General features: G+C 59.4%; 17 protein-coding genes. 12 read left to right on the top strand and 5 right to left on the bottom strand.

Going from position 1 to position 20,393, the window contains the following annotated elements:
- The first annotated feature begins 166 nt into the window (after nucleotides 1-166).
- On the top strand, nucleotides 167-1,255 hold the full coding sequence (locus GGE33_RS18710; RefSeq protein WP_183826437.1) for a LacI family DNA-binding transcriptional regulator: 1,089 nt from the start codon (nucleotides 167-169) through the stop codon (nucleotides 1,253-1,255).
- 145 nt (nucleotides 1,256-1,400) lie between these two features.
- Here GGE33_RS18710 and GGE33_RS18705 read toward each other — a convergent pair whose 3' ends face one another.
- On the bottom strand, nucleotides 1,401-2,933 hold the full coding sequence (locus GGE33_RS18705; protein WP_183826434.1) for a DegQ family serine endoprotease: 1,533 nt from the start codon (nucleotides 2,931-2,933) through the stop codon (nucleotides 1,401-1,403).
- A gap of 112 nt (nucleotides 2,934-3,045) precedes the next feature.
- Nucleotides 3,046-3,363: a hypothetical protein gene (locus GGE33_RS18700; RefSeq protein ID WP_183826431.1), complete on the bottom strand. Its 318-nt coding sequence runs from the start codon at nucleotides 3,361-3,363 to the stop codon at nucleotides 3,046-3,048.
- 446 nt (nucleotides 3,364-3,809) lie between these two features.
- Between GGE33_RS18700 and GGE33_RS18695 the strand changes: the two genes are divergently transcribed.
- From GGE33_RS18695 to GGE33_RS18665, 7 genes are all read left to right on the top strand, one after another.
- The gene (locus tag GGE33_RS18695; RefSeq protein WP_244654614.1) at nucleotides 3,810-4,052 is read left to right on the top strand and encodes a hypothetical protein; all 243 of its coding nucleotides are present in this window, start codon (nucleotides 3,810-3,812) and stop codon (nucleotides 4,050-4,052) included.
- A gap of 110 nt (nucleotides 4,053-4,162) precedes the next feature.
- Nucleotides 4,163-4,939, top strand: a complete 777-nt coding sequence (locus GGE33_RS18690) for a DUF1194 domain-containing protein (protein ID WP_183826428.1) — start codon at nucleotides 4,163-4,165, stop codon at nucleotides 4,937-4,939.
- A gap of 293 nt (nucleotides 4,940-5,232) precedes the next feature.
- On the top strand, nucleotides 5,233-8,022 hold the full coding sequence (locus tag GGE33_RS18685) for a bifunctional aconitate hydratase 2/2-methylisocitrate dehydratase (protein WP_183826425.1): 2,790 nt from the start codon (nucleotides 5,233-5,235) through the stop codon (nucleotides 8,020-8,022).
- Between the two features lie 166 nt (nucleotides 8,023-8,188).
- Nucleotides 8,189-8,563, top strand: coding sequence for a hypothetical protein (locus tag GGE33_RS18680; RefSeq protein ID WP_183826421.1), 375 nt, complete (start codon nucleotides 8,189-8,191; stop codon nucleotides 8,561-8,563).
- Between the two features lie 122 nt (nucleotides 8,564-8,685).
- Complete coding sequence (locus GGE33_RS18675) at nucleotides 8,686-9,087, top strand: FixH family protein (RefSeq protein WP_183826418.1); 402 nt, start codon at nucleotides 8,686-8,688, stop codon at nucleotides 9,085-9,087.
- Entirely contained in the window at nucleotides 9,084-10,493 is a 1,410-nt protein-coding gene (locus tag GGE33_RS18670) for an efflux RND transporter periplasmic adaptor subunit (protein WP_183826415.1), read from the top strand. The genes GGE33_RS18675 and GGE33_RS18670 overlap by 4 nt, the downstream gene beginning before the upstream one ends.
- Nucleotides 10,490-13,663, top strand: a complete 3,174-nt coding sequence (locus GGE33_RS18665; protein WP_183826412.1) for an efflux RND transporter permease subunit — start codon at nucleotides 10,490-10,492, stop codon at nucleotides 13,661-13,663. Before GGE33_RS18670 ends, GGE33_RS18665 begins: the two co-directional genes overlap by 4 nt.
- A gap of 61 nt (nucleotides 13,664-13,724) precedes the next feature.
- Here GGE33_RS18665 and GGE33_RS18660 read toward each other — a convergent pair whose 3' ends face one another.
- Nucleotides 13,725-14,084: an ArsR/SmtB family transcription factor gene (locus tag GGE33_RS18660; protein ID WP_183826410.1), complete on the bottom strand. Its 360-nt coding sequence runs from the start codon at nucleotides 14,082-14,084 to the stop codon at nucleotides 13,725-13,727.
- Nucleotides 14,085-14,282: 198 nt separating this feature from the next.
- Here GGE33_RS18660 and GGE33_RS18655 point away from each other — a divergent pair, with 198 nt between their 5' ends.
- The 4 genes from GGE33_RS18655 (at nucleotide 14,283) to GGE33_RS18640 (ending at nucleotide 18,142) form a co-directional block, all read left to right on the top strand.
- On the top strand, nucleotides 14,283-15,386 hold the full coding sequence (locus GGE33_RS18655; RefSeq protein ID WP_183826407.1) for an NADH:flavin oxidoreductase/NADH oxidase: 1,104 nt from the start codon (nucleotides 14,283-14,285) through the stop codon (nucleotides 15,384-15,386).
- Between the two features lie 275 nt (nucleotides 15,387-15,661).
- Nucleotides 15,662-16,207 (top strand): OsmC family protein, encoded by a 546-nt coding sequence (locus GGE33_RS18650; protein ID WP_183826404.1) that lies wholly within the window; start codon nucleotides 15,662-15,664, stop codon nucleotides 16,205-16,207.
- Nucleotides 16,208-16,301: 94 nt separating this feature from the next.
- Nucleotides 16,302-17,615 (top strand): NAD(P)/FAD-dependent oxidoreductase, encoded by a 1,314-nt coding sequence (locus tag GGE33_RS18645; RefSeq protein ID WP_183826401.1) that lies wholly within the window; start codon nucleotides 16,302-16,304, stop codon nucleotides 17,613-17,615.
- A gap of 20 nt (nucleotides 17,616-17,635) precedes the next feature.
- Complete coding sequence (locus tag GGE33_RS18640; RefSeq protein ID WP_183826398.1) at nucleotides 17,636-18,142, top strand: L-2-amino-thiazoline-4-carboxylic acid hydrolase; 507 nt, start codon at nucleotides 17,636-17,638, stop codon at nucleotides 18,140-18,142.
- Nucleotides 18,143-18,262: 120 nt separating this feature from the next.
- Here the strand turns inward: GGE33_RS18640 and GGE33_RS18635 are convergent, their stop codons facing one another.
- Both GGE33_RS18635 and GGE33_RS18630 read right to left on the bottom strand, forming a co-directional pair.
- Nucleotides 18,263-19,120: a VOC family protein gene (locus GGE33_RS18635; RefSeq protein ID WP_183826394.1), complete on the bottom strand. Its 858-nt coding sequence runs from the start codon at nucleotides 19,118-19,120 to the stop codon at nucleotides 18,263-18,265.
- A gap of 227 nt (nucleotides 19,121-19,347) precedes the next feature.
- The gene (locus tag GGE33_RS18630; RefSeq protein WP_183826391.1) at nucleotides 19,348-20,241 is read right to left on the bottom strand and encodes a LysR family transcriptional regulator; all 894 of its coding nucleotides are present in this window, start codon (nucleotides 20,239-20,241) and stop codon (nucleotides 19,348-19,350) included.
- Between the last annotated feature and the right edge of the window lie 152 nt (nucleotides 20,242-20,393).

The raw sequence follows: 20,393 nt of genomic DNA, 5'->3' as shown, positions 1-20,393 counted from the left end.
CCGTCTCGCCCATTCGAGACGCTCCCTTGCCACTCCCATAGCAATCTACATAGGCACAATCGATATTGCATTTTTGCACAATCGATGGTGCAATAACCATAACACGAACATGCCTTTCGTCAAGTGGACTAATATTCTACCAATCAGAATCATTCGGGAGATGAGGATGACGGTTCAGAATTCCAAGAAAGCTACCATCTACGACCTGTCAGTCCTGTCCGGTGCGTCGGCCTCGACCGTGAGCGCGGTTTTGAACGGGTCATGGCGCAAACGGCGGATTTCCACGGAGACGGCCGAGAAGATACTCTCGCTTGCCAAAGCGCAGCGTTATACGACAAACCTTCAGGCGCGTGGCTTGAGAAGCTCGAAGTCCGGTCTCGTCGGGCTATTGGTTCCGGTTTACGATAACCGCTTCTTTTCCTCCATGGCCCAGACGTTCGAGGCGCAGGCGCGTTTGCGCGGTCTGTCCCCTATGGTTGTCTCCGGCCGTCGTGATCCTGAAGAAGAGCGCCGGACTGTGGAAACCTTGATCGCCTATTCGATCGATGCGCTGTTTATCGCAGGCGTTACGGATCCGGACGGCGTCCATCAGGTCTGCGCGCGGGCCGGCCTTCCCCATGTGAATATCGATCTTCCCGGCAAGCTGGCATCCTCGGTGATTTCCGATAACAGGAACGGAGCCGAGGTGCTGACCTCGGCAATTCTGCGGCATGCGGCCCAAGGGGGGGCGCTGGTTCCTGATGATGTCGTCTTGTTCGGCGGCCACGACGACCATGCCAGCCGCGAGCGTATCGCCGGCTTTCATGCGGCGAAGGATGCGTTCTTCGGCATTGAAAGCCAAAACGACATCGAGATTACCGGTTACTCGCCGCGTATGACGGAGCTGGCCTTTGAACGGTTTTTCGCCCGTGAGGGCCGGTTGCCGCGCTGTCTTTTCATAAACTCGTCCATCAATTTCGAAGGCCTGCTTCGTTTCATGGGACGGCACGATGAAGCGGTCTTCGCGAACATCGTCGCTGGCTGCTTCGATTATGATCCGTTCGCATCGTTTCTGCCTTTTCCAGTCTACATGGCCAAACCGAATATTTCTGCGATGCTGGAGAAGGGGTTCGAACTGCTTGAGGCGGCGCCGATTCATCCCGTCGTTACCATTATCGAACCGCAATTGATCCCTCCGCGGACGGCGCTTGAAGGCCCTCTCGACGATATCAGGGATCCGGTGCCTGCATCACGCATCCCTGCGTCCACATCCTGAGAACATTCCATCTCCAGGTCGGGTTCGTGAGATGGGCTCTGTCGTTTCCGCATGACCGGTATTCTTCTCATACGACAGACACAGCAAGAAGGCCTGACCCCGCATGTCCTTTCGACAGCGGGGTCAGGCAGTCGTATGGCGAAAGTCAGCCGATCGAGAACGGAACGGTGACAAAGCTCTGGTTGTCGCCACGCTGGATCAGCAGCAGCACTGCCTTGCGTCCGGCCTTCCCGGCATCAGCGACCGCGGTCTTGGCTTCGTTTGCAGAATTGACCGCATGTTGGTTGACCGAAACGATAATGTCGCCCTCTCGCAGGCCTGCGTCCGCAGCGGGTTTCCCGGGTGCAACGCTTGCGATGACAGCACCTTTTTCTTTCGCTGGAAGGTTCAGGGCCTGCCGCACCTCCGCCGTGATATCGGCAAGCCCAACCCCGATGTTTGGGATTTTGTGAGCTGCCGGGCCGGATTTTCCTTCATCAGACGAAGCTTGCTGCTGATCCTCGCTGTTTTCACCGATCGTCAAACGCAGGTCTTTCGGTGTGCCCTGGCGCCATACCGTCAACTCCTCCTGCGATCCGGGAGCAAGATCGGCAACCATGCGCGAAAGATCACGGGGTGACGAGATTGGTTTACCGCCCAGCGCAGTAATGACGTCGCCGGTCTCGACGCCGGCCTTGGCTGCGGGCGTGTTGTCGTTGACGCCGGCGACCAGTGCGCCTTCAGCCTTGCCGAGGCCAATCGCGTCGGCGATATCTGCAGTTACCGGCTGGATCTGTACGCCTATGAAACCATGATCGATTGAGCCGTCTTTCATCAGCTTGGCGACAACCTGCCTGGCCTGATCGGAGGGGATGGCGAAGCCAACCCCGACACTTCCGCCATTCGGGGAGTAGATGGCCGTATTGATACCGACGACATGGCCGTCGTGATCCACCAGAGGGCCGCCGGAATTGCCGTGATTGATCGGCGCATCGATCTGGATGAAATCATCATAAGGGCCGGAATGCAGGTCGCGGCCACGGGCTGACACGATGCCGGCCGTGACTGTCGTGCCGATCCCGAAAGGGTTGCCGATCGCCAGGATCTGGTCCCCGAGTTTCAGGGTGTCGGAGTCACCCCAGGTGACGGTTGCGAGCGGTTTCTTGGTTTCGATCTTGACCACGGCGAGATCGGACTTCGGATCGGCGCCAATCAGTTTGGCGGGAAGTTCGGTGCCGTCATCCAGCGTCACCTTTATGTCCAGTGCCTTGTCGATCACATGGTTGTTGGTAACGATATAGCCGTCGAGAGAAATAATGAAGCCGGACCCGAGTGCTTCGGCACGTTCGGACTGACGTTGCCGAGGCGCTTCATGTGGCATCGGAATTCCGTTCTGGCCGAAGAACTGTCTGAATTGCTCATTGAAGGGAGAGTTCTCGCCAAAGGGAGATGTTTCGTCGCTGGCAGCAGCTTCTGCTTTCATCGTTGTGGTGATGGTGACAACTGCTGGTTTGTCAGCGGCGACGATCGAGGCAAACGACCCTGCCGGCGCGATAATGCCGCCTACGGCTGCGGCGGGAGACGAAGATGCGGCAAACGCCGCGTTGTTGCCAAGAATGATTGGCGTCGCCAGGGGAACTGCGATGATTGCAGCGCCAACGAGAGCCAGGATGCGGTTTCTGCGAATGATGTTGGACATGGCGTTTCACTCTTCAGCTAAGTTGAGAGATGTAAGGGCGCGAAAGCCGAGAAAGCGGCGCGCCGGAACTTGACGTGATTGTCGGGAGGGTGCTGATCCTGCCTGTGTCGGCTCAGTCGCAGACGCGGGTGCGATACATGTCGCCCCAGTGGTCCTGATGCCAGACAACATGGCAGGAAGGGTAATAGGCAGCGACCGGTGGAGGTCCGTATCGCGTAGGAAGAGGGCCATAGGGTGCAGCAGCATAGGCAGGTGCGTGGCTGACGCCGGCAATCAGCGCTCCGCCGATGACTGCGCCCGCTATGCCAGCGGCGAGGCCGCGGCCGAAATTGTTATGTGCTTCAGCCTGGGAGGCGGTGGCGAGAGCCGTTCCGGCGATCGTCAAGGCGACCAGACCGGTGGTGACGAATTTACGTGCTGTGATCCACATGGCTCTGATCCTAAGTTGCGGTCCGTATTCGCCTGCTCAGGCGTGATGACCATGAAGCCACGTTAGTCCTTGCTTGATTACCGTTGGATATCCGTCTCGTTAAAGCTTGGTAAGCTTTGCACGAAATCCGGTGTCCGCACATCTAGTGGTGAAGATCGGCGCCGCACTTTGTGCAGATCGTCCTCATCGTTGCATGAGGTCGCTGAAGAAGAGAATGAAAATCTCTCAGCATTCATGCCGTTCTGGGCGTGTCGTGTCCGAACGCGTGAATGTAAATGCGATAGTTTAACGCGTTATGGTGTCTGTTTTTACCGATGAGAAATCGGGTTTGTTGAAAATGTTCGTATTTTTCTCTTCTTCTCGCCAATACTTCGATGTCTGAAGGATTCACTCGAACATGAATCTGTATTAGCGTCGGTTTTGCGAGATGATTCGCAGTAACGCTGATGAATAGCGAGGCTACATTGAACGCGCAAAGTCATGCACTGGATCATGGCAGTTCAATTGAACACTGGGCCATGAATCGCGCGCACCAGATCGTGGTGCATCAAGGCATGCGGCTCGTAGAGGCCGCCCAAAGCCTGGACCGGAAACAAACAAGTGCCAATACTTACGCCCTGCGAGCGGCGATCATGGAATGCCTGATCGAAGCGATGAAGGATGGTCCGCACCCCGCGGCTGCAGAATAAGACATCACTGAAATTTGAGCCACGCGCTGCCCTTGGGTCAGGGGAGGGGGTCGCACCGGCAATATCCTGTGTTACAGTCCGGCAATCGACACTGCAGTGAATGGATTGCCATGCTCACAACACTTGCAATGTTAATGACCCTGACCGCGACCAATACCGCAATCGTGCAAGGCGGGCAGGAAGTGGATGTCGAACTCGTACTCGCAGTCGATACGTCCCGATCCATGGACACGGAAGAAGCTCGCATCCAGCGCGAAGGTTACGTGTCGGCCCTCAAGCATAAAGAGTTTATCGATGCGGTCAGGAACGGGCTGACCGGGCGCATCGCCATCAGTTATTTCGAGTGGGCAGGCGATGTCGTTCAGGGTTCGGTGATCGACTGGCAGATCATCGAGAACGAACAGGGTGCGATCGCCTTCGCCAACAAGGTCGAGGCACGGCCGGTCGAGATGCAGCGCAGGACATCGATTTCGGCCGCCATCGTGCACGGTGCGACCATGCTCGTCTCCAATTCCTATCATGGTCTTCGCCAGGTGATTGATGTCTCGGGTGACGGGCCGAACAATTCAGGCAACCCGGTCACGCCGGCGCGCGACAAGGCTGTCGAGGCGGGCATCGTCATCAATGGCCTAGCGATCATGCTCAGGCCGTCGGGAACGCCGGGCGGGCTCGACCAATATTACAGCGACTGCGTTGCGGGTGGGCCGGGGTCTTTCGTTCTGCCGGTTCACGATATCGATGATTTCGGTGTTGCGGTTCGCCGCAAGCTGGTGATGGAAGTCAGCGGTATCGAACCCCAGCCGCTTATTCGCCGGATTGCCGACAAGCCGGTCAAAAGCGATTGCATGGTCGGCGAAAAGCAATGGCAGGACATGTTTGATCGTTGAGTGAAAACATCAAGATTTTCCGCCGAAAAGCCTTGCTGGGCACCGTTTCTGCCGGGAGAATGGGGAATGCCGGCCGTAGTTAAATCGATGGCTTCCGGCGCGTCGATCCGCTAAGAACGCGCTCGGTCATCGTCAGCCGATAAGTGCTGGAGCCGAAGGACTGCATTTACCGAATTGCGGTATCTTGTCACACGGGCTCGGTTGACGTACTCCAAACCCGAAGGCCTTGGGCCGCATAATTTTCCGGTGGCGCTGCGTTTCAGCGCCAAAAAGCTAATGACGTTGGGACTGTGATGAACCTGTACTCGGAATACCTGGCTGAAATCAAAAGCAGAGAACCCCAAGGGCTTGCCCCCAAGCCGATCGATGATGGCGCGCTGATCGCTGAAATCATCACATTGATCGAGGATGCCGGTAACCAGCATCGGGCGGATGCCCTGAAATTTTTCATCTACAACACGCTGCCGGGCACGACGAGTGCCGCCGGCGTCAAGGCCGCCTTCCTGAAGAAGATCATTCTCGGCGAAACGGTCGTTCCGGAAATCACACCGACATTTGCGCTCGAACTCCTGTCGCACATGAAGGGCGGTCCTTCGGTCGAAGTGCTGCTCGACATCGCGCTTGGCGATGACGCGGCAATCGCCAAGGAAGCCGGCGACGTCCTGAAGACGCAGGTCTTCCTTTATGACGCCGACATGTTCCGCCTGCGCGATGCCTACAAGGCCGGCAACGCCATCGCCAAGGACGTGCTGGAAAGCTACGCCAAGGCCGAGTTCTTCACCAAGCTTCCGGATGTCGAAGACGAGATCAAGGTCGTTACCTTCATCGCCGCCGAAGGCGATATCTCGACCGACCTTCTGTCGCCGGGCAACCAGGCGCATTCGCGCTCCGACCGCCAGCTGCATGGTCAGTGTATGATCACGCCGGAAGCGCAGGCGGAAATCGTCGCGCTTCAGAAGCAGCATCCCGACAAGCGGGTGATGATGATCGCCGAAAAGGGCACGATGGGCGTCGGCTCGTCGCGCATGTCCGGCGTCAACAACGTCGCTTTGTGGACCGGCAAGCAGTCCAGCCCTTACGTGCCCTTCGTCAACTTCGCTCCGATTGTCGCCGGCACCAACGGCATTTCTCCGATCTTCGCGACCACGGTCGATGTGACCGGCGGTATCGGCATCAACCTGAAGAACTGGGTCAAGAAGCTCGACGAGAATGGCAAGCCGATCCTCAACAATGACGGCAACCCGATCCTCGAGCAGAAATACTCGGTCGAGACCGGTACCGTTCTGAAGATCGATGCGAAGAACCGGAAGCTGCGCGACGAAAACGGCGAAGAGCTGGTCGACATCGCTTCCTCCTTCACGCCGCAGAAGACGGAGTTCATGAAGGCGGGCTCGTCCTACGCGATCGTCTTCGGCAAGAAGCTGCAGACCTTTGCCGCCCAGACGCTCGGCGTCGAAGCAACGCCGGTTTTCGCTCCGAACAAGGAAATCTCCCTCGAAGGCCAGGGCCTGACCGCGGTTGAGAAGATCTTCAACCGCAACGCCGTCGGCGTGACGCCGGGCAAGGTTTTGCATGCCGGTTCCGACGTTCGCGTCACCGTCAACATCGTCGGTTCGCAGGACACAACCGGCCTGATGACGGCGCAGGAACTGGAAGCGATGGCGGCAACCGTCATTTCGCCGCTGGTCGACGGCGCATACCAGTCGGGTTGCCACACGGCTTCCGTCTGGGACAAGAAGGCTCAGGTCAACATTCCGAAGCTGATGTCCTTCATGAACAACTTTGGCGTCATCACCGCGCGTGACCCGAAGGGCGTCTATCACTCGATGACCGACGTCATCCACAAGGTGCTGAACGACATCACCGTGGACGACTGGGCGATCATCATCGGCGGCGACAGCCATACGCGCATGTCGAAGGGCGTCGCTTTCGGTGCCGACTCCGGTACCGTTGCGCTGGCGCTTGCCACCGGTGAAGCCACCATGCCGATCCCGCAGTCGGTCAAGGTGACCTTCAAGGGCACGATGCAGCCTTACATGGACTTCCGCGACGTGGTGCATGCCACCCAGGCGCAGATGCTCAAGCAGCATGGCGACAACGTCTTCCAGGGCCGTATCATCGAAGTGCATATCGGCACGCTGCTCGCCGACCAGGCCTTCACCTTCACCGACTGGACGGCCGAAATGAAGGCCAAGGCGTCGATCTGTATCTCCGAGGACGCGACGCTGATCGAAAGCCTGGAAATCGCCAAGTCGCGTATCCAGATCATGATCGACAAGGGCATGGACAATGCCGCCCAGACGCTCAAGGGTCTGATCGACAAGGCGGATGCCCGCATTGCCGAAATCCGCTCCGGCGAAAAGCCGGCGCTGAAGCCGGACGACAACGCGAAGTATTTCGCCGAAGTCGTGGTCGATCTCGACCTGATCGACGAGCCGATGATCGCCGACCCGGACGTCAACAATGCCGACGTCTCGCGTCGCTACACCCACGACACGATCCGTCCGGTTTCGTACTATGGCGGTACCAAGAAGGTCGATCTCGGCTTCGTCGGTTCCTGCATGGTTCACAAGGGCGATATCAAGATCGTCGCCCAGATGCTGAAGAACCTTGAAAAGGCTGAGGGCAAGGTCGAGTTCAAGGCACCGCTCGTCGTTGCAGCACCGACCTACAACATCATCGACGAGCTGAAGGCCGAAGGTGACTGGGAAATCCTGCAGAAGTATTCGGGCTTCGAGTTCGACGACCTGAAGCCGAAGACGTCTAACCGCACCGAATATGAGAACATTCTCTATCTGGAGCGTCCGGGCTGCAACCTTTGCATGGGCAACCAGGAAAAGGCGGAAAAGGGCGATACGGTTCTGGCCACCTCGACCCGTCTGTTCCAGGGCCGCGTTGTTGAAGACACCGCGGAGAAGAAGGGTGAATCGCTTCTTGCTTCCACCCCGCTGGTGGTGCTTTCCGCGATCCTCGGCCGCACGCCGAGCATCGAGGAATATCGCGTCGCGGTCGAAGGGATCAACCTGACGAAGTTCGCGCCGCCGAAGACGACACCGATCGACAGTCTGTCGGTCCACTACTAAACTTTCGAGCCTGACTTACGATGCCCCGGGAAGGTGACGCCTTGCCGGGGCATTTGCTTTTCTGCCTGCGGTCTTTTGGCCTATTCCTTACTTTCAGCATAAACGGGATAATCGAGCTGATAGTAGGAAACAGGTTCCTCGTCTGGTTACAGGCGGGGAATGCGCCATGAGACTTATTCGCAATCTCTTTTTGATCATTGCATTGCTCGCAACGGCAACCGGAAGCCAGGGCGTGACGCCGCTTGCCGGGCCTGATCCGCTGCATTCGTCTCATATGAACTCGGATCAGATGCAGGTCTCGATGGTCGACGATCACATCAACTGCGATCAGCCGTGCCCCTCGGATGATCAGGGCTCCGATAGCCAACGTCATCATTCTTGCCCTTCGGCGCTTCTCTGCGCGCCTCCGGTTGCTTCGATACCGGTTTCCGCAACTTCGAGCATGAAGCTTGCCTCGAAAAAGGTCCGTTATGATGCGGCCCCTTCGCGACAGATGGCATCTGCAACGATCGCGCCTGCTGGGCCGCCGCCCAAAGCCTGATCTCCGCTGAAATTGGATCGCCTTCTGATGAAGTCCGAACGCACACGCGCGCCGGTATTCTCGGATGGCTTGTAGTTTCACCTCGCGACGCAAGGACAGACGTCGCAGCGAGATCCAGAACCATGAACAGAACATTGTCTTCCGGGAGAGCCGTGCTCCTCCTCGGCCTTTTGGCCATGAACCCGGTCAGTGCCGGTGCCGCTGCACAGGATTATGAATTCACCCTCCTGAAAAGCGATATCAGGCAAAGTCGCAATGCGATGGTCGAACTTCGGATGACGGACCGGCGCAGCGGCGCGCCCGTTTCGGACGCCATCATTTTCAACACGGCGCTCGACATGGCTCCAGATGGCATGCCGGATATGGGCGCGGCGATCGAGCCGGTCGGGTCGAGTGAGCCCGGGGTCTATCACTTCAAGGCGGACCTTTCGATGGCGGGTGGTTGGCGCCTGCGCATCGGTGTGATGATCCAGGGCGAGCCTGAGCCTGTCGAGCGCGATCTCATCCTCAAGGTGTCGCCATGAACTGGCTGGCCCGTTTTGGAATGATCCTCGCTGCTTCCGCCGTTATCGGTTCCAGCGGTTATCGGGTGTTTGCCGAGGAGCCTCATTCGGGGGCGGCGCATGGCGCTGCTACCGGCGCGGCACATGACCATTCGCATGAGGATGGATGCATCCTCTACTATCGGCACCCGGATGGATCGCCGCAATTTTCGGCCCAGCCGAAATCCACCGATGACGGCAGGCCTTATGTCGCCGTGAGAGAAAAATCGGGCGGGGCGGGCGGAAATGCTCCGGCCGCCAAAACGGCCACGGCCATGCTGGCGGAGCTTGGCTCCACCGCGCCCCGGCGCATCCTTTATTATCGCAATCCGATGGGGCTGGCCGACACGTCGCCGGTGCCGAAGAAGGATAGTATGGGCATGGATTACCTGCCCGTTTTTGCCGATGAGCAGCAGGACGGGGCGACGATCAGGGTCTCTCCCGGAAAACTGCAGCGGACGGGGGTGAAAACCGCGACCGCCGGGATGGCCCGGATCGGTCGGGCAGTCCGGGCACCCGCCACCGTGACCCTGGACGAGACCCGTGTCAGCGTGGTCGCGATGCGCACCGATGCGTTCATCGACACGGTTTCGACCGTGACGACGGGCGAGCGGATCGAGAAAGGGCAGGTGCTTTTCGGCTTCTATTCCAAGGAAATTGCCACTGCCGGAACGGAATATGCAGCACCGGGAGGAGATAAGGCAGGTTCGGCGCTTCGCCTGAAAAATCTCGGCGTGCCGGATGAGGCGATCCGGACGATTGCCGAGCGGCGGCAGGTGCCGGCGACCATCGATTATACCTCGCCGCGGGATGGCATTATCCTCGAGCGGCTTGCGATTGCGGGCATGATGGCCAAGCCCGGCGATGTGTTGTTTCGCATCGCGGATATGTCGCATCTGTGGGTGCTGGCTGATCTTCCGGAATATGATCTCGCCTCCGTCCGAGTCGGTGCCGAGGTGCGTTTGACCGTTCGCAGTCTGCCCGGCCGCACCTTCCATGGCAGCATCGACCTCATCTATCCGCAGGTGGATACCCAGACGCGGACAACGAAGGTTCGCATCGAACTTCCCAATCCGGATGGTGCGCTGCTCATCAACATGTATGCGGAGCTGGAGATCGATACGCGCTCCGAAGACCCCGTCATCGTGGTTCCGAACAGCGCCGTGATCGACACGGGTGATCGCAAACTCGTGTTCCTCGACAGGGGCGAAGGGCGGTTCGAACCGAGAGACGTCAAGCTTGGCGCGCGCGGCGACGCGCAGACCGAAATAGTCACTGGCATCAAGGCCGGTGATCAGGTCGTGGTCGCTGCAAACTTTCTGCTCGATGCCGAGAGCAATCTCAATTCGGCGCTGAGCGCGATGACGGCGGAGGGCGCGAAACAATGATCGCCTGTGTCATATCCTGGTCCGCCCGCAATCTTGTCCTGATCTTTGTCGCGACCATGCTGGTCGTCGCCGGTGGAATTTACGCCTTGCGGTCGCTGCCGCTCGACGCCATTCCCGATCTCTCCGATGTTCAGGTCATCGTCTACACCGATTATCCCGGCCAAGCGCCGCAGGTGGTCGAGGATCAGGTCACTTATCCGCTGACGACATCGATGCTGACCGTGCCAAAATCCAAGGTGGTGCGGGGCTTCTCCTTCTTCGGCGCATCCTTCGTCTATGTGATTTTCGAGGATGGAACCGATCCCTATTGGGCGCGCAGCCGTGTGCTCGAATATCTCAATGTCGCGCAGAGCCGCCTGCCGGATGGCGTTACGCCGACGCTTGGTCCCGACGCGACAGGTGTCGGCTGGGTCTATCAATATGCCGTGGTGGCGAAGCAGATGTCGCTTGCCCAGTTGCGGTCGCTGCAGGATTGGGTCGTGCGTTTCGCGGTGTCGAAATCCGAAGGTGTTGCCGAGGTCGCCAGTGTCGGCGGTTTCGTCAAGCAATATTCCATCGTGGTCGATCCGGTCCGGCTGAAGGCGCAGGACATTTCGCTAAACGACATCGCCAATGCCGTGCGCGCCAGCAACACGGATGTCGGGGGCCGTACGGTCGAGCTTTCCGAATTCGAGTTCATGGTGCGTGGACGCGGTTATCTGAACGGCATTGCCGATATCGAGACGATCGTCCTGAAAACCATGGGCGGCACGCCGCTCAGGCTCGGCGATGTCGCAAGAGTGGAAATGGTTCCAGACGAGAGGCGCGGCATCACCGAACTCAATGGTGAGGGCGAAGTCGCGAGCGGTATCGTGCTGCAGCGGTTCGGTGCAAATGCGCTTTCCGTCATCGATAATGCCAAGGCGAGTCTTGAGGGAATCAAGGGCAGCCTGCCGGCCGGTGTCGAAATCGTGCCGGTCTATGATCGGTCGCAATTGATCGAGGCTGCGATCGAAACCCTGAAAGGCACGCTTGTCGAAGAGGCGATCGTCGTTGCGCTCGTCACGATCGTCTTTCTTCTGCATGTCCGCAGCGCGCTTGTCGCCATCATCATGCTGCCCGTGGGCGTATTGATGGCCTTCATCGCCATGCATTTCCTCAATATCGGCGCCAATATCATGAGCCTCGGCGGCATTGCGATTGCGATCGGGGCGATGATCGATGCGGCGATCGTGATGATCGAGAACGCCCACAAACATCTGGAACGTGCACCACCGGACAAGCCGCGTGTGGATATTCTGATCGAAGCGGCAAGCGAGGTCGGCCCGGCCCTGTTTTTCAGCCTGTTGATCATCACCGTCTCCTTCCTGCCGATTTTCACGCTGGAATCGCAGGAGGGGAGGCTGTTCAGCCCGCTTGCCTTCACCAAGACCTTTGCAATGGCGGCGGCTGCGATCCTGTCGGTGACGCTGGTGCCAGCGCTGATGGTCGTCTTCGTCAGGGGGCGGATCGTTCCGGAGCATAAAAATCCCGTCAATCGCTTCCTGATCTGGATTTACCGTCCGGTCATCGCCGGGGTTCTGAAGGCGAAGGTGCTGACGATCGCGATCGCGCTTCTTGTGCTCGGCGCCACGGTCTGGCCGATCCAGCATATCGGCAGCGAGTTCATGCCGGATCTGGACGAAGGTACGCTGATGTACATGCCGACGACCCTGCCCGGCCTGTCGGTGACCAAGGCAGCGGAACTGTTGCAGACGCAGGACCGGATCATCAAGTCCTTCCCTGAAGTCGAAAGCGTATTCGGCAAGGCGGGACGAGCGCTGACGGCGACCGATCCGGCGCCGGTCGAGATGTTCGAGACGATCATCACGCTGAAGCCGAAATCCGAGTGGCGGCCGGGCGTGACGACGGCAAGCCTGAAAAAGGAGATGGACGAGGCTTTGCAGTTTCCCGGCGTCGCCAATGCCTGGACGATGCCGATCCGCGCCCGCATCGACATGCTGTCGACCGGCATTCGTACCCCGATCGGCGTGAAGGTCTATGGCACCGATCTGAATGAAATGGAGAAGGTCGCAAGGCAGATCGAAACCGTGCTGAAGGATGTGGAGGGGACGTCGAGTGCGTATGCCGAACGGGTGATCGGCGGTTATTATCTCGATATCGTGCCGGACCGGATGGCGCTCGGGCGTTACGGGCTGACGATCGGGGATGTGCAGGACGTCGTGTCGATGGCGCTCGGCTCGGAAGTGGTGACCTCCACCGTGGAAGGCCGCGAACGATATGGCGTGGCGATCCGTTATCCGCGCGCGTCCCGCAGCGATCCCCAGTCGATCGCAAGAGATGTGCTTGTCTCGCTGCCCGGAGGCGGAACGGTTCCGCTTGGCGAAGTTGCCGAGGTAAGCCTGACGCGGGGCGCAACGACCGTTCGCACCGAAAACGGCCAGCTTGCGGTCTATATCTATGTCGACATCACAGGGCGGGATCTCGGCGGTTATGTCGCCGAGGCCCGGCAGGCGGTGGCGGCACGGGTGGAACTTCCAACGGGCTATTCCGTGGCATGGAGCGGCCAGTTCGAATATCTCGAACGGGCGGCCGCGCGGCTCTCCATCGTCGTGCCGCTGACGCTCGCGCTGATCTTCCTGCTGCTCTATCTGAACTTCAGGGCGCTGACGGAAACCCTGATTGTCATGCTTTCCCTGCCTTTCGCGCTCGTCGGCGGCATCTGGCTGATGTGGTGGCTCGGGTTCAATGCGTCGGTTGCGGTGGCCGTCGGTTTCATCGCGCTTGCGGGCGTTGCAGCGGAGACGGGGGTGATCATGCTGATCTATCTGGACCACGCCTTGAAGGAGCGGCGTGCCTTATGCGCCAGCGAGGGGCGGCGGCTGACGAGAGAGGACCTTCATCGCGCCATCATGGTCGGGGCTGTCGAACGGGTTCGCCCCAAGATGATGACCGTGGTTGCAATCATGGCCGGTCTCCTGCCTATCCTGTGGAGCACGGGAACGGGAGCGGAGATCATGCAGCGCATCGCGGTGCCGATGATCGGCGGCATGGTGTCTTCGACGCTGCTGACCCTGATCGTCATTCCGGCGATCTATGCTCTGGTGAAGGGGAGGGGGCTCGGTCGAGAACGTCTGCGTTCGGCCAATGTGGCTGAAGCCGATCTCGGCATCAAGGCGCCGGCAAGATGAGCTGAATGCGAATAGAAAATTCGGGAGCCGGGCGTGGCCCGGCTCTTTCCGATCGCTGAAGTCAGCGTTTTCCAGCCGAGGTGACCGCTTTTTCGGCGCCGCCATCCTGCTCGAGTTCCTTGACCAGCATGGCAAGGAGACCGGGAAACCGCGCGTCGATGTCTTCGCGGCGAAGCGAGGAGGCGCGACGGTTTCCGTAATCGATCTGGCTGATCAATCCCGCCTCGCGAAGGATCTTGAAGTGGTGGGTGAGCGAAGCCTTGGCGACCGGAAAGCCGAAGGACACGCAATTGCGCTCCACGCCGTCCGGCAAGGTTGCCAGAATGGCGATTGCGGTGCGGCGAAGCGGATCGGACAGCGTCGAGAAGACGGTGCTCAGGTCGATCTCGTCTCGTGCTGGCTGGGGAAGCAGGTCTGGCATAGGATAAATCTACGAAAATTGGCTTCTCGATGCAAGCAGCAGGTATGTCTTGACGCATACCTTTGGGAGGCATAGGTATGTCTCACACCATACCAGCACTTCTACCGCACCTGCGGATATCGGTCGAATCTACAAGCAGCCGGCGGCGTCTCGATATTGAATGCGGCGTCGAACCCTATCATTCCGAAAGTGAGCGACATGCCTCAGCCACAGCTTTTCACACCGTTCAAGATCCGCAATCTCGAGCTTGAGAACCGTATCACCATTGCCCCGATGTGCACCTATTCCGCCGTGGATGGATGCATGACCGACTGGCATCTGATCCATCTGGGGCAGTTGGCTCTGTCCGGTGCCGGACTGTTGACGATCGAGGCGACGGCTGTCGTTCCCGAAGGTCGGATCAGCTATGCCGATGTCGGCCTCTATGATGACGCGACGGAAGCGGCGATGCGCCGGACGCTGGAAAGCATCCGCAAGTGGTCGAACATTCCGATCGCCGTTCAGCTTGCCCATGCCGGGCGCAAGGCATCGTCAAACCTGCCCTGGCTTGGTGGTGCGCAGCTTCCGATCGATCACAAGGATGGCTGGCAGACCGAGGCACCGTCCGCAGTTCCGTTCAAATCGACCGACACGGTGCCGACCAAACTTTCCCGCGAGCGGATGAACGAAATCCGTGATGCCTTTGTCCAGGCGGCAATCCGCGCCGCGCGTATCGGCATCGATGCGGTGCAGATCCATGCCGCGCACGGCTATCTGCTGCATTCATTCCTGTCTCCGCTCGCCAACCAGCGGACCGACGAATATGGCGGAAGCCTCGAAAACCGCATGCGCTTCCCGCTGGAAGTGTTCGATGCGGTGCGGGCCGTTTTCCCGGCCGACAAGGTCGTGTCGGTTCGCGTTTCGGCAACCGACTGGTATGATGGCGGCTGGAACCTCGACGAGACGATCGAGTTTGCCAAGGCTCTGGAGAGCCATGGTTGCGACGCGATCAACGTGTCGACCGGCGGGCTGCATATCGACCAGAAAATCCCCGTGTCGCCGAGCTATCAGGTGCCGTTCGCGCGTGCGGTCAAGGCCGCGGTGAAGATGCCGGTCGTGGCCGTCGGCTTGATTACCGAACCTTCGCAGGCGGAAGCGATTATCGCCACAGGCGATGCCGATCTCGTCGGCCTGGCCCGCACCATCCTTTATGATCCGCGCTGGCCGTGGCATGCCGCTGCCGCTCTGGGCGGCGAGGTTTCTGCAGCACCTCAGTATCACCGCAGCCAGCCATCGACGCTGAAGTCGCTGTTCAAGGCGTGAGTGAAGAATGACGCAAAGGCCTTCGCTCCGGCATGGATCGAGGGCCTTTTTGCAAATCAAGGAGAGCGATCCCGGCTCTTCTGGCTTTCGTCAACAGCTTGCGGGAATGAGGTGGAATTTCCGCGGTTCCGCCAAAGGTCGCAACTTCGTTTCCGCTTGTGGGCGGCAATAGTATATAATTTTTGTATACTGCCGGAGTCGGCCGGCGGTAAGCTCCTGTGCCCGGCGGTGTTCATCTGAACAACGGCCGGCTCATCGATCAGGAGACGAAACAGATGTCGACATTGAAGGATTACCTGGCTCAAAAGCGGGCGGCACTGCTTGAGCGGCGCAGACGTATCAAATCCGGCGAACTTGGTGTCGCGACGCTGAAGGCAAGTGCCAGTGCGGAAGGCCGTAGCGGTGTGCGCCGCATCCGCATCCGGGATTTCCAGGTCGTCTCCGACAGCCCGCCGGATTTTGCCGGTTACAATCTCGGGCCAGCGTCTCCGGAGCTGCTGGTCGGTGCGCTTTCGAGCTGCCTGACGCATACCTGGCTGATCCATGCGGCAGATCAGCAGGTGGTGCTGGAAGCGTTGAATGCTGAAGTCTCGGCCAAGATCGATCCGCGTGGCGGCTCCGAAGGGCATGAGGATATTCCGGTCTATCCGCATGATTTCGACTACACTGTTTCGCTGGTTTCGGACGCCAGCCCGGAAGAGATTGCCCGTGTCGCGGCGGCTGTCGAAAAGGCCTGCCCGATCCTCAATCTTCTCAAGCGTGGCACCAATGTTACCGGTCGTATCGACCACAAGTCTTCCGCATCCGCGGCTGCCGCTTAACTTCCAACGCGACCAGGCAATGCTCGAAAATAGGTGATCCGCAAGGCGATTGGTGCGGATTGCTTTTCCGGTTTCGATATTATGGAACATATTTATGAGTGATATTGCATCCCCCAATTTTCCTCCTTCACTCTGGAACGCGGTAACGCGCCCGCGGACCTCCAATTCCAGCCTCTCAGGCGAGGCGAGGGCAGGGGTTGCGATCATCGGAGCCGGCTTTACCGGCCTTTCGGCCGCTCTTCATCTTGCCGAGCGCGGGCACAAGGTTATCGTGCTCGAGGCTGTCCAGGTCGGCTGGGGGGCGTCCGGCCGCAATAACGGCCAAGTCATTCCGACCATGACCGGTGCCGAACCGGACAGCATTGCGAAAACCCATGGGGAGGCCGGGGAGCGGTTTGCCCAGCTTGTCAGCGATAGCGCTTCCTATTTTTTCGATCTGGTGCGCAGACATGAGATCGATTGCGAGGCGCAACAGAACGGCTGGTTTCAGCCGGCGCATTCGCCGGGGCGCGTGCGGCTCTCGGCAAGTCGCGTGGAAGCCTGGTCGCGCCGTGGTGCGCCGGTTCGCCTGCTCGATGCGGCCGAGACTGCCGATCTCATCGGCTCGCGAGACTGGTATGGCGGCATGCTCAACAGCAGTGGCGGGCACATCAATCCGCTGGCATTTGCCAGAGGGCTTGCCGATCGCCTCACCGCTGCCGGCGCGGTGCTTCACGAAAACACGCCTGTCCAGTCGATCGAGAAAACCCCATCGGGCTGGGTGATCTCGACACCCGCCGGGCGCGTCATATCCGATCAGGTCATTTTAGCCTCGAATGGCTATACGGACTGGTTTGAAAGCCGGCTGGCGCCGAAGATAGCGCATTCGCTCGTGCCGATCCTGTCGTGGCAGATGGCGACGGAACCGCAACCGGACGCGGTGCGCGCCAGTGTCCTGCCGGGGCGACAGGCATTGTCGGATACCCATGGCGACCTGCGTTTCTTCCGCTGGGATGCCCGTGGCCGGCTTGTGACCGGTGGGGCGCTGATGTTCCCGTTCAATGGTGCGGAACGCCTGAAACAACGTATCGGCAAACGGTTGGCCGGGATCTTTACGCAGATGGGTAGGCCGAAATTCGACTTCGTCTGGAACGGCCGCATCAGCATGACGGTGGACCGGATGCCGCAATTCTATAATCCCGCGCCCGGGCTGTGGACATGGAGCGCCTGCAACGGCCGCGGTGTTGCTCTGGCAACCTCGCTCGGCAAGGTTTTTGCCGACGCGATCGAAGGTGTCGGTCAGCGGGATCTGGCTGTTCCGATAACCCCGGTCCGCACCATTCCCTTCCATCCGATTGCAAAACGTGTCGCTCCGGCCATGCTCGGTTGGTATCGGCTGAAGGACAGGCTCGAGCCGGCCTATAAGTGAACAGAAAGACGATCCGCATCATGAGTGAGAACAGCAAAACCGGCCATCTGGTGCCGATCGAATGGCTGCAGGCGGCTTTCAATATGCGCGCCGCAGCCTATGCCAACATATTCGACGTGCTGCGGGATGCCTTCGGCACGCAAAAGTCCGTCGAGCTTCTGTCCGAAGCGACGCGCCGGATGGGTGTTGCCGCCGGCGCCCGGTTTGCCGATCTCGGCCCGGACGGGTTGGTCGCGTTGAAGGAGCGGTTTCTCGGCACCATTCCGGCAGGTGATATCCTCTTTCAGCCGGAAGTTCGCCAGAGCGATGACGAGCGACTGGAAATCAAGTTTCACCGCTGTCCGCTGAAGGAAGCATGGCAGGCGATGGGGCGGTCCGATGACGATCTCGAACTCTTGTGCAAGGCGGGCGGAGCGATTGACGGCGGCCTTTTCAAGGCGGCCGGTTTTGTCTTCAAGGGGGAAACCTGGAGGCCAGGTGAAGAGGGGTGCTGCAAGCTTGTGGTGGAACCGGGGCCTGCCGCCTGACCTAGTCTTTGGAATTTCTAGCGAATATCAGGCCCGACAGGAAGCGCTTCTCTTTGTCGGGCCTCAGCTTCTAATTCTCAAGGAATGCCGCGGCGAGATCACCACGGCATTCCTGTGATCTCAGATGAACTCGACCACTGCTCCGCTCGCATCCGCCGGTGAAACGGCAATGCCTCCGGCAGATGTCCTGATGAACGGGATGCCTTGTCCGGTAAGCAGCTCCGCTGTCTTTTCGCGATCCTTCACCCGAATGCGCAGCACGGCAAAGCCATTGGCGGGTGTCCCGGCAATATCGAGACCGGGGTAAAGCCCGCCAATCGCCGCCGGTTCGAAGAAGAACAGCGGTGCCGAATTCTCGCCGGTCTCGACACGAAAACCACCTTCGATTTTTTCGACGCGACCTGCGGCATAGAAGCTTGCATAGGTTTCCGCCGTCTTGCGAGGATCGTCGCTGATGCCGGTTATGCCGCCGAGGCCTATCGCGCCATTGGCATGATCCTGCAGTTCCGGCCTCCACACCATGTCGCGCGTTTCGTGCTGGCAGAGGAAGAAATGTCCGAGTGGAACTTGGCCAGGATCGAAGCCAAGTGTCCTGAAGGCGGCAATGCCTTCGCCGCCGCCGGGCAGGGGGAGCGGACGTGAAAACGCGCTGATCTCTCCCGTCCTGATGCCGAGTTCGGCAAGCGCCGGCTTGGCCGCGTCCGCACTTGCGGTGCGATTGGCAATCGCCTGCAGGCCCTGGCCATAGGTCGCAAGCGTCTTGCGCTGCGGCGCGTTGAGTTCGGTCTCGGCGACCAGCCCAAGAAGCTCGAGGTAGTCGTCTTGAAAAATGATCGTGTAGTTGGCCGATCCCTTTTGCGGACTGTGAAGCCCGCGGGGAGAAAGCGTGAAGCCAAGGCGGCGGTAACGTTCGGCGCTGTCATCGAGATCATTGACCAGCAGATAGCTGTGATCCACGCCAAGCACAGGGTGGGACATGATTTTCCTCATCGGATCGAAGGATGGTGCCCACCGGCGGCAAGCCAGCCGAGCGATTGATCGATGGTTGTGAGCCTATCCGGTCCCGGCAGATTTCTACCGATTTGCTATTCTATTTTCAGGGCAGGTGCGGAAGTTCTTTGCGGGCCCGGAGCGTCTGGAACAATCGTGTTCCAGCCATGACACCGGTGTGGGCCCGTCACCAAGACGGTGAAAAAGTTGGTCTTTCAGTCGCGATAGCGCAATGCTTCGATAAGCAGCCTGAAGGCGGGGGATACCTGTCGGCGGCTGGGATAATAGAGGTGGTATCCGGGGAATGCCGGGCACCAGTCCTCGAGCACGCGTTCCAGCTTTCCCTCGTCGAACAGCTTGCCGAACTGATCGTCCGGAAGGCAGACGAGACCGAGGCCGTTGACGGCTGCCTCGACCAGCATGGGAACGTCATTGCAGGTAAATTGGCCCTGGACGCGCACATTGAGCGGCCTGTCGTCCTTCTCGAATTCCCAGACATAAAGGTCGCCAAGCGTAGGAAGCCGAAGGTTCATGCAGACATGCTGCGTCAGGTCATGCGGCGATAGCGGCCTGCCGTTTTTCTCGAAATAGGCGGGTGATCCGGCAACGACCATGCGCAGTTCCGGGCCGATGCGCACCGCCACCATATCCTTCTCCACCCGCTCGCCGAGCCGGATGCCGGCATCGTAACGTTCGGTGACGATATCGGTGAAGCGCTGGTCGACCGAGATCTCGATGTTGATGTCGGGATATTCCGCCATCAGCCGGCTTGCGGCGGGCATGACGATGCCGACCGCTGGCTGGCGGCTCGATGTCAGGCGGATTGTTCCGGCCGGCTTGGCACCGAGCGCGCTTATCGCATCGACGCGGGTTTCGATGTCATCGAATGCCGGGCGCAGCGTTTCAAGCAATTGTTCGCCGGCATCGGTCGGGGCGACATTGCGTGTGGTGCGGGTGAGAAGGCGCACGCCCATCCGCTCTTCCATGCGCCGGATCGTGTGGCTGAGCGACGATTGCGACGTGCCCATTCTGGCCGCTGCGCGGGTAAAGCTACGTTCTTCCGCAACGGCCATGAACGCCAGAAGATCGCCGATTTCATCGCGCCGCATTTATTAATCTCCAGCATATGTGCATGTATGATTTAGCGCATGGATAGCTGGGCGCCAATGACAAAGCCGAGAGCATGAAGAGGCTCGGATGCGCAAGAATGATCGGCCACAAGCGATCTTCGTTGACGAGTGCGATCCGCTTGCCCATGGTT

Source organism: Aliirhizobium cellulosilyticum (genome assembly GCF_014198105.1).
In the GTDB taxonomy this organism is placed as follows: Bacteria; Pseudomonadota; Alphaproteobacteria; order Rhizobiales; family Rhizobiaceae; genus Neorhizobium; species Neorhizobium cellulosilyticum.
Note: the sequence above shows the minus strand (reverse complement) of the source record. Positions and strands in the feature narration are given on the sequence as shown.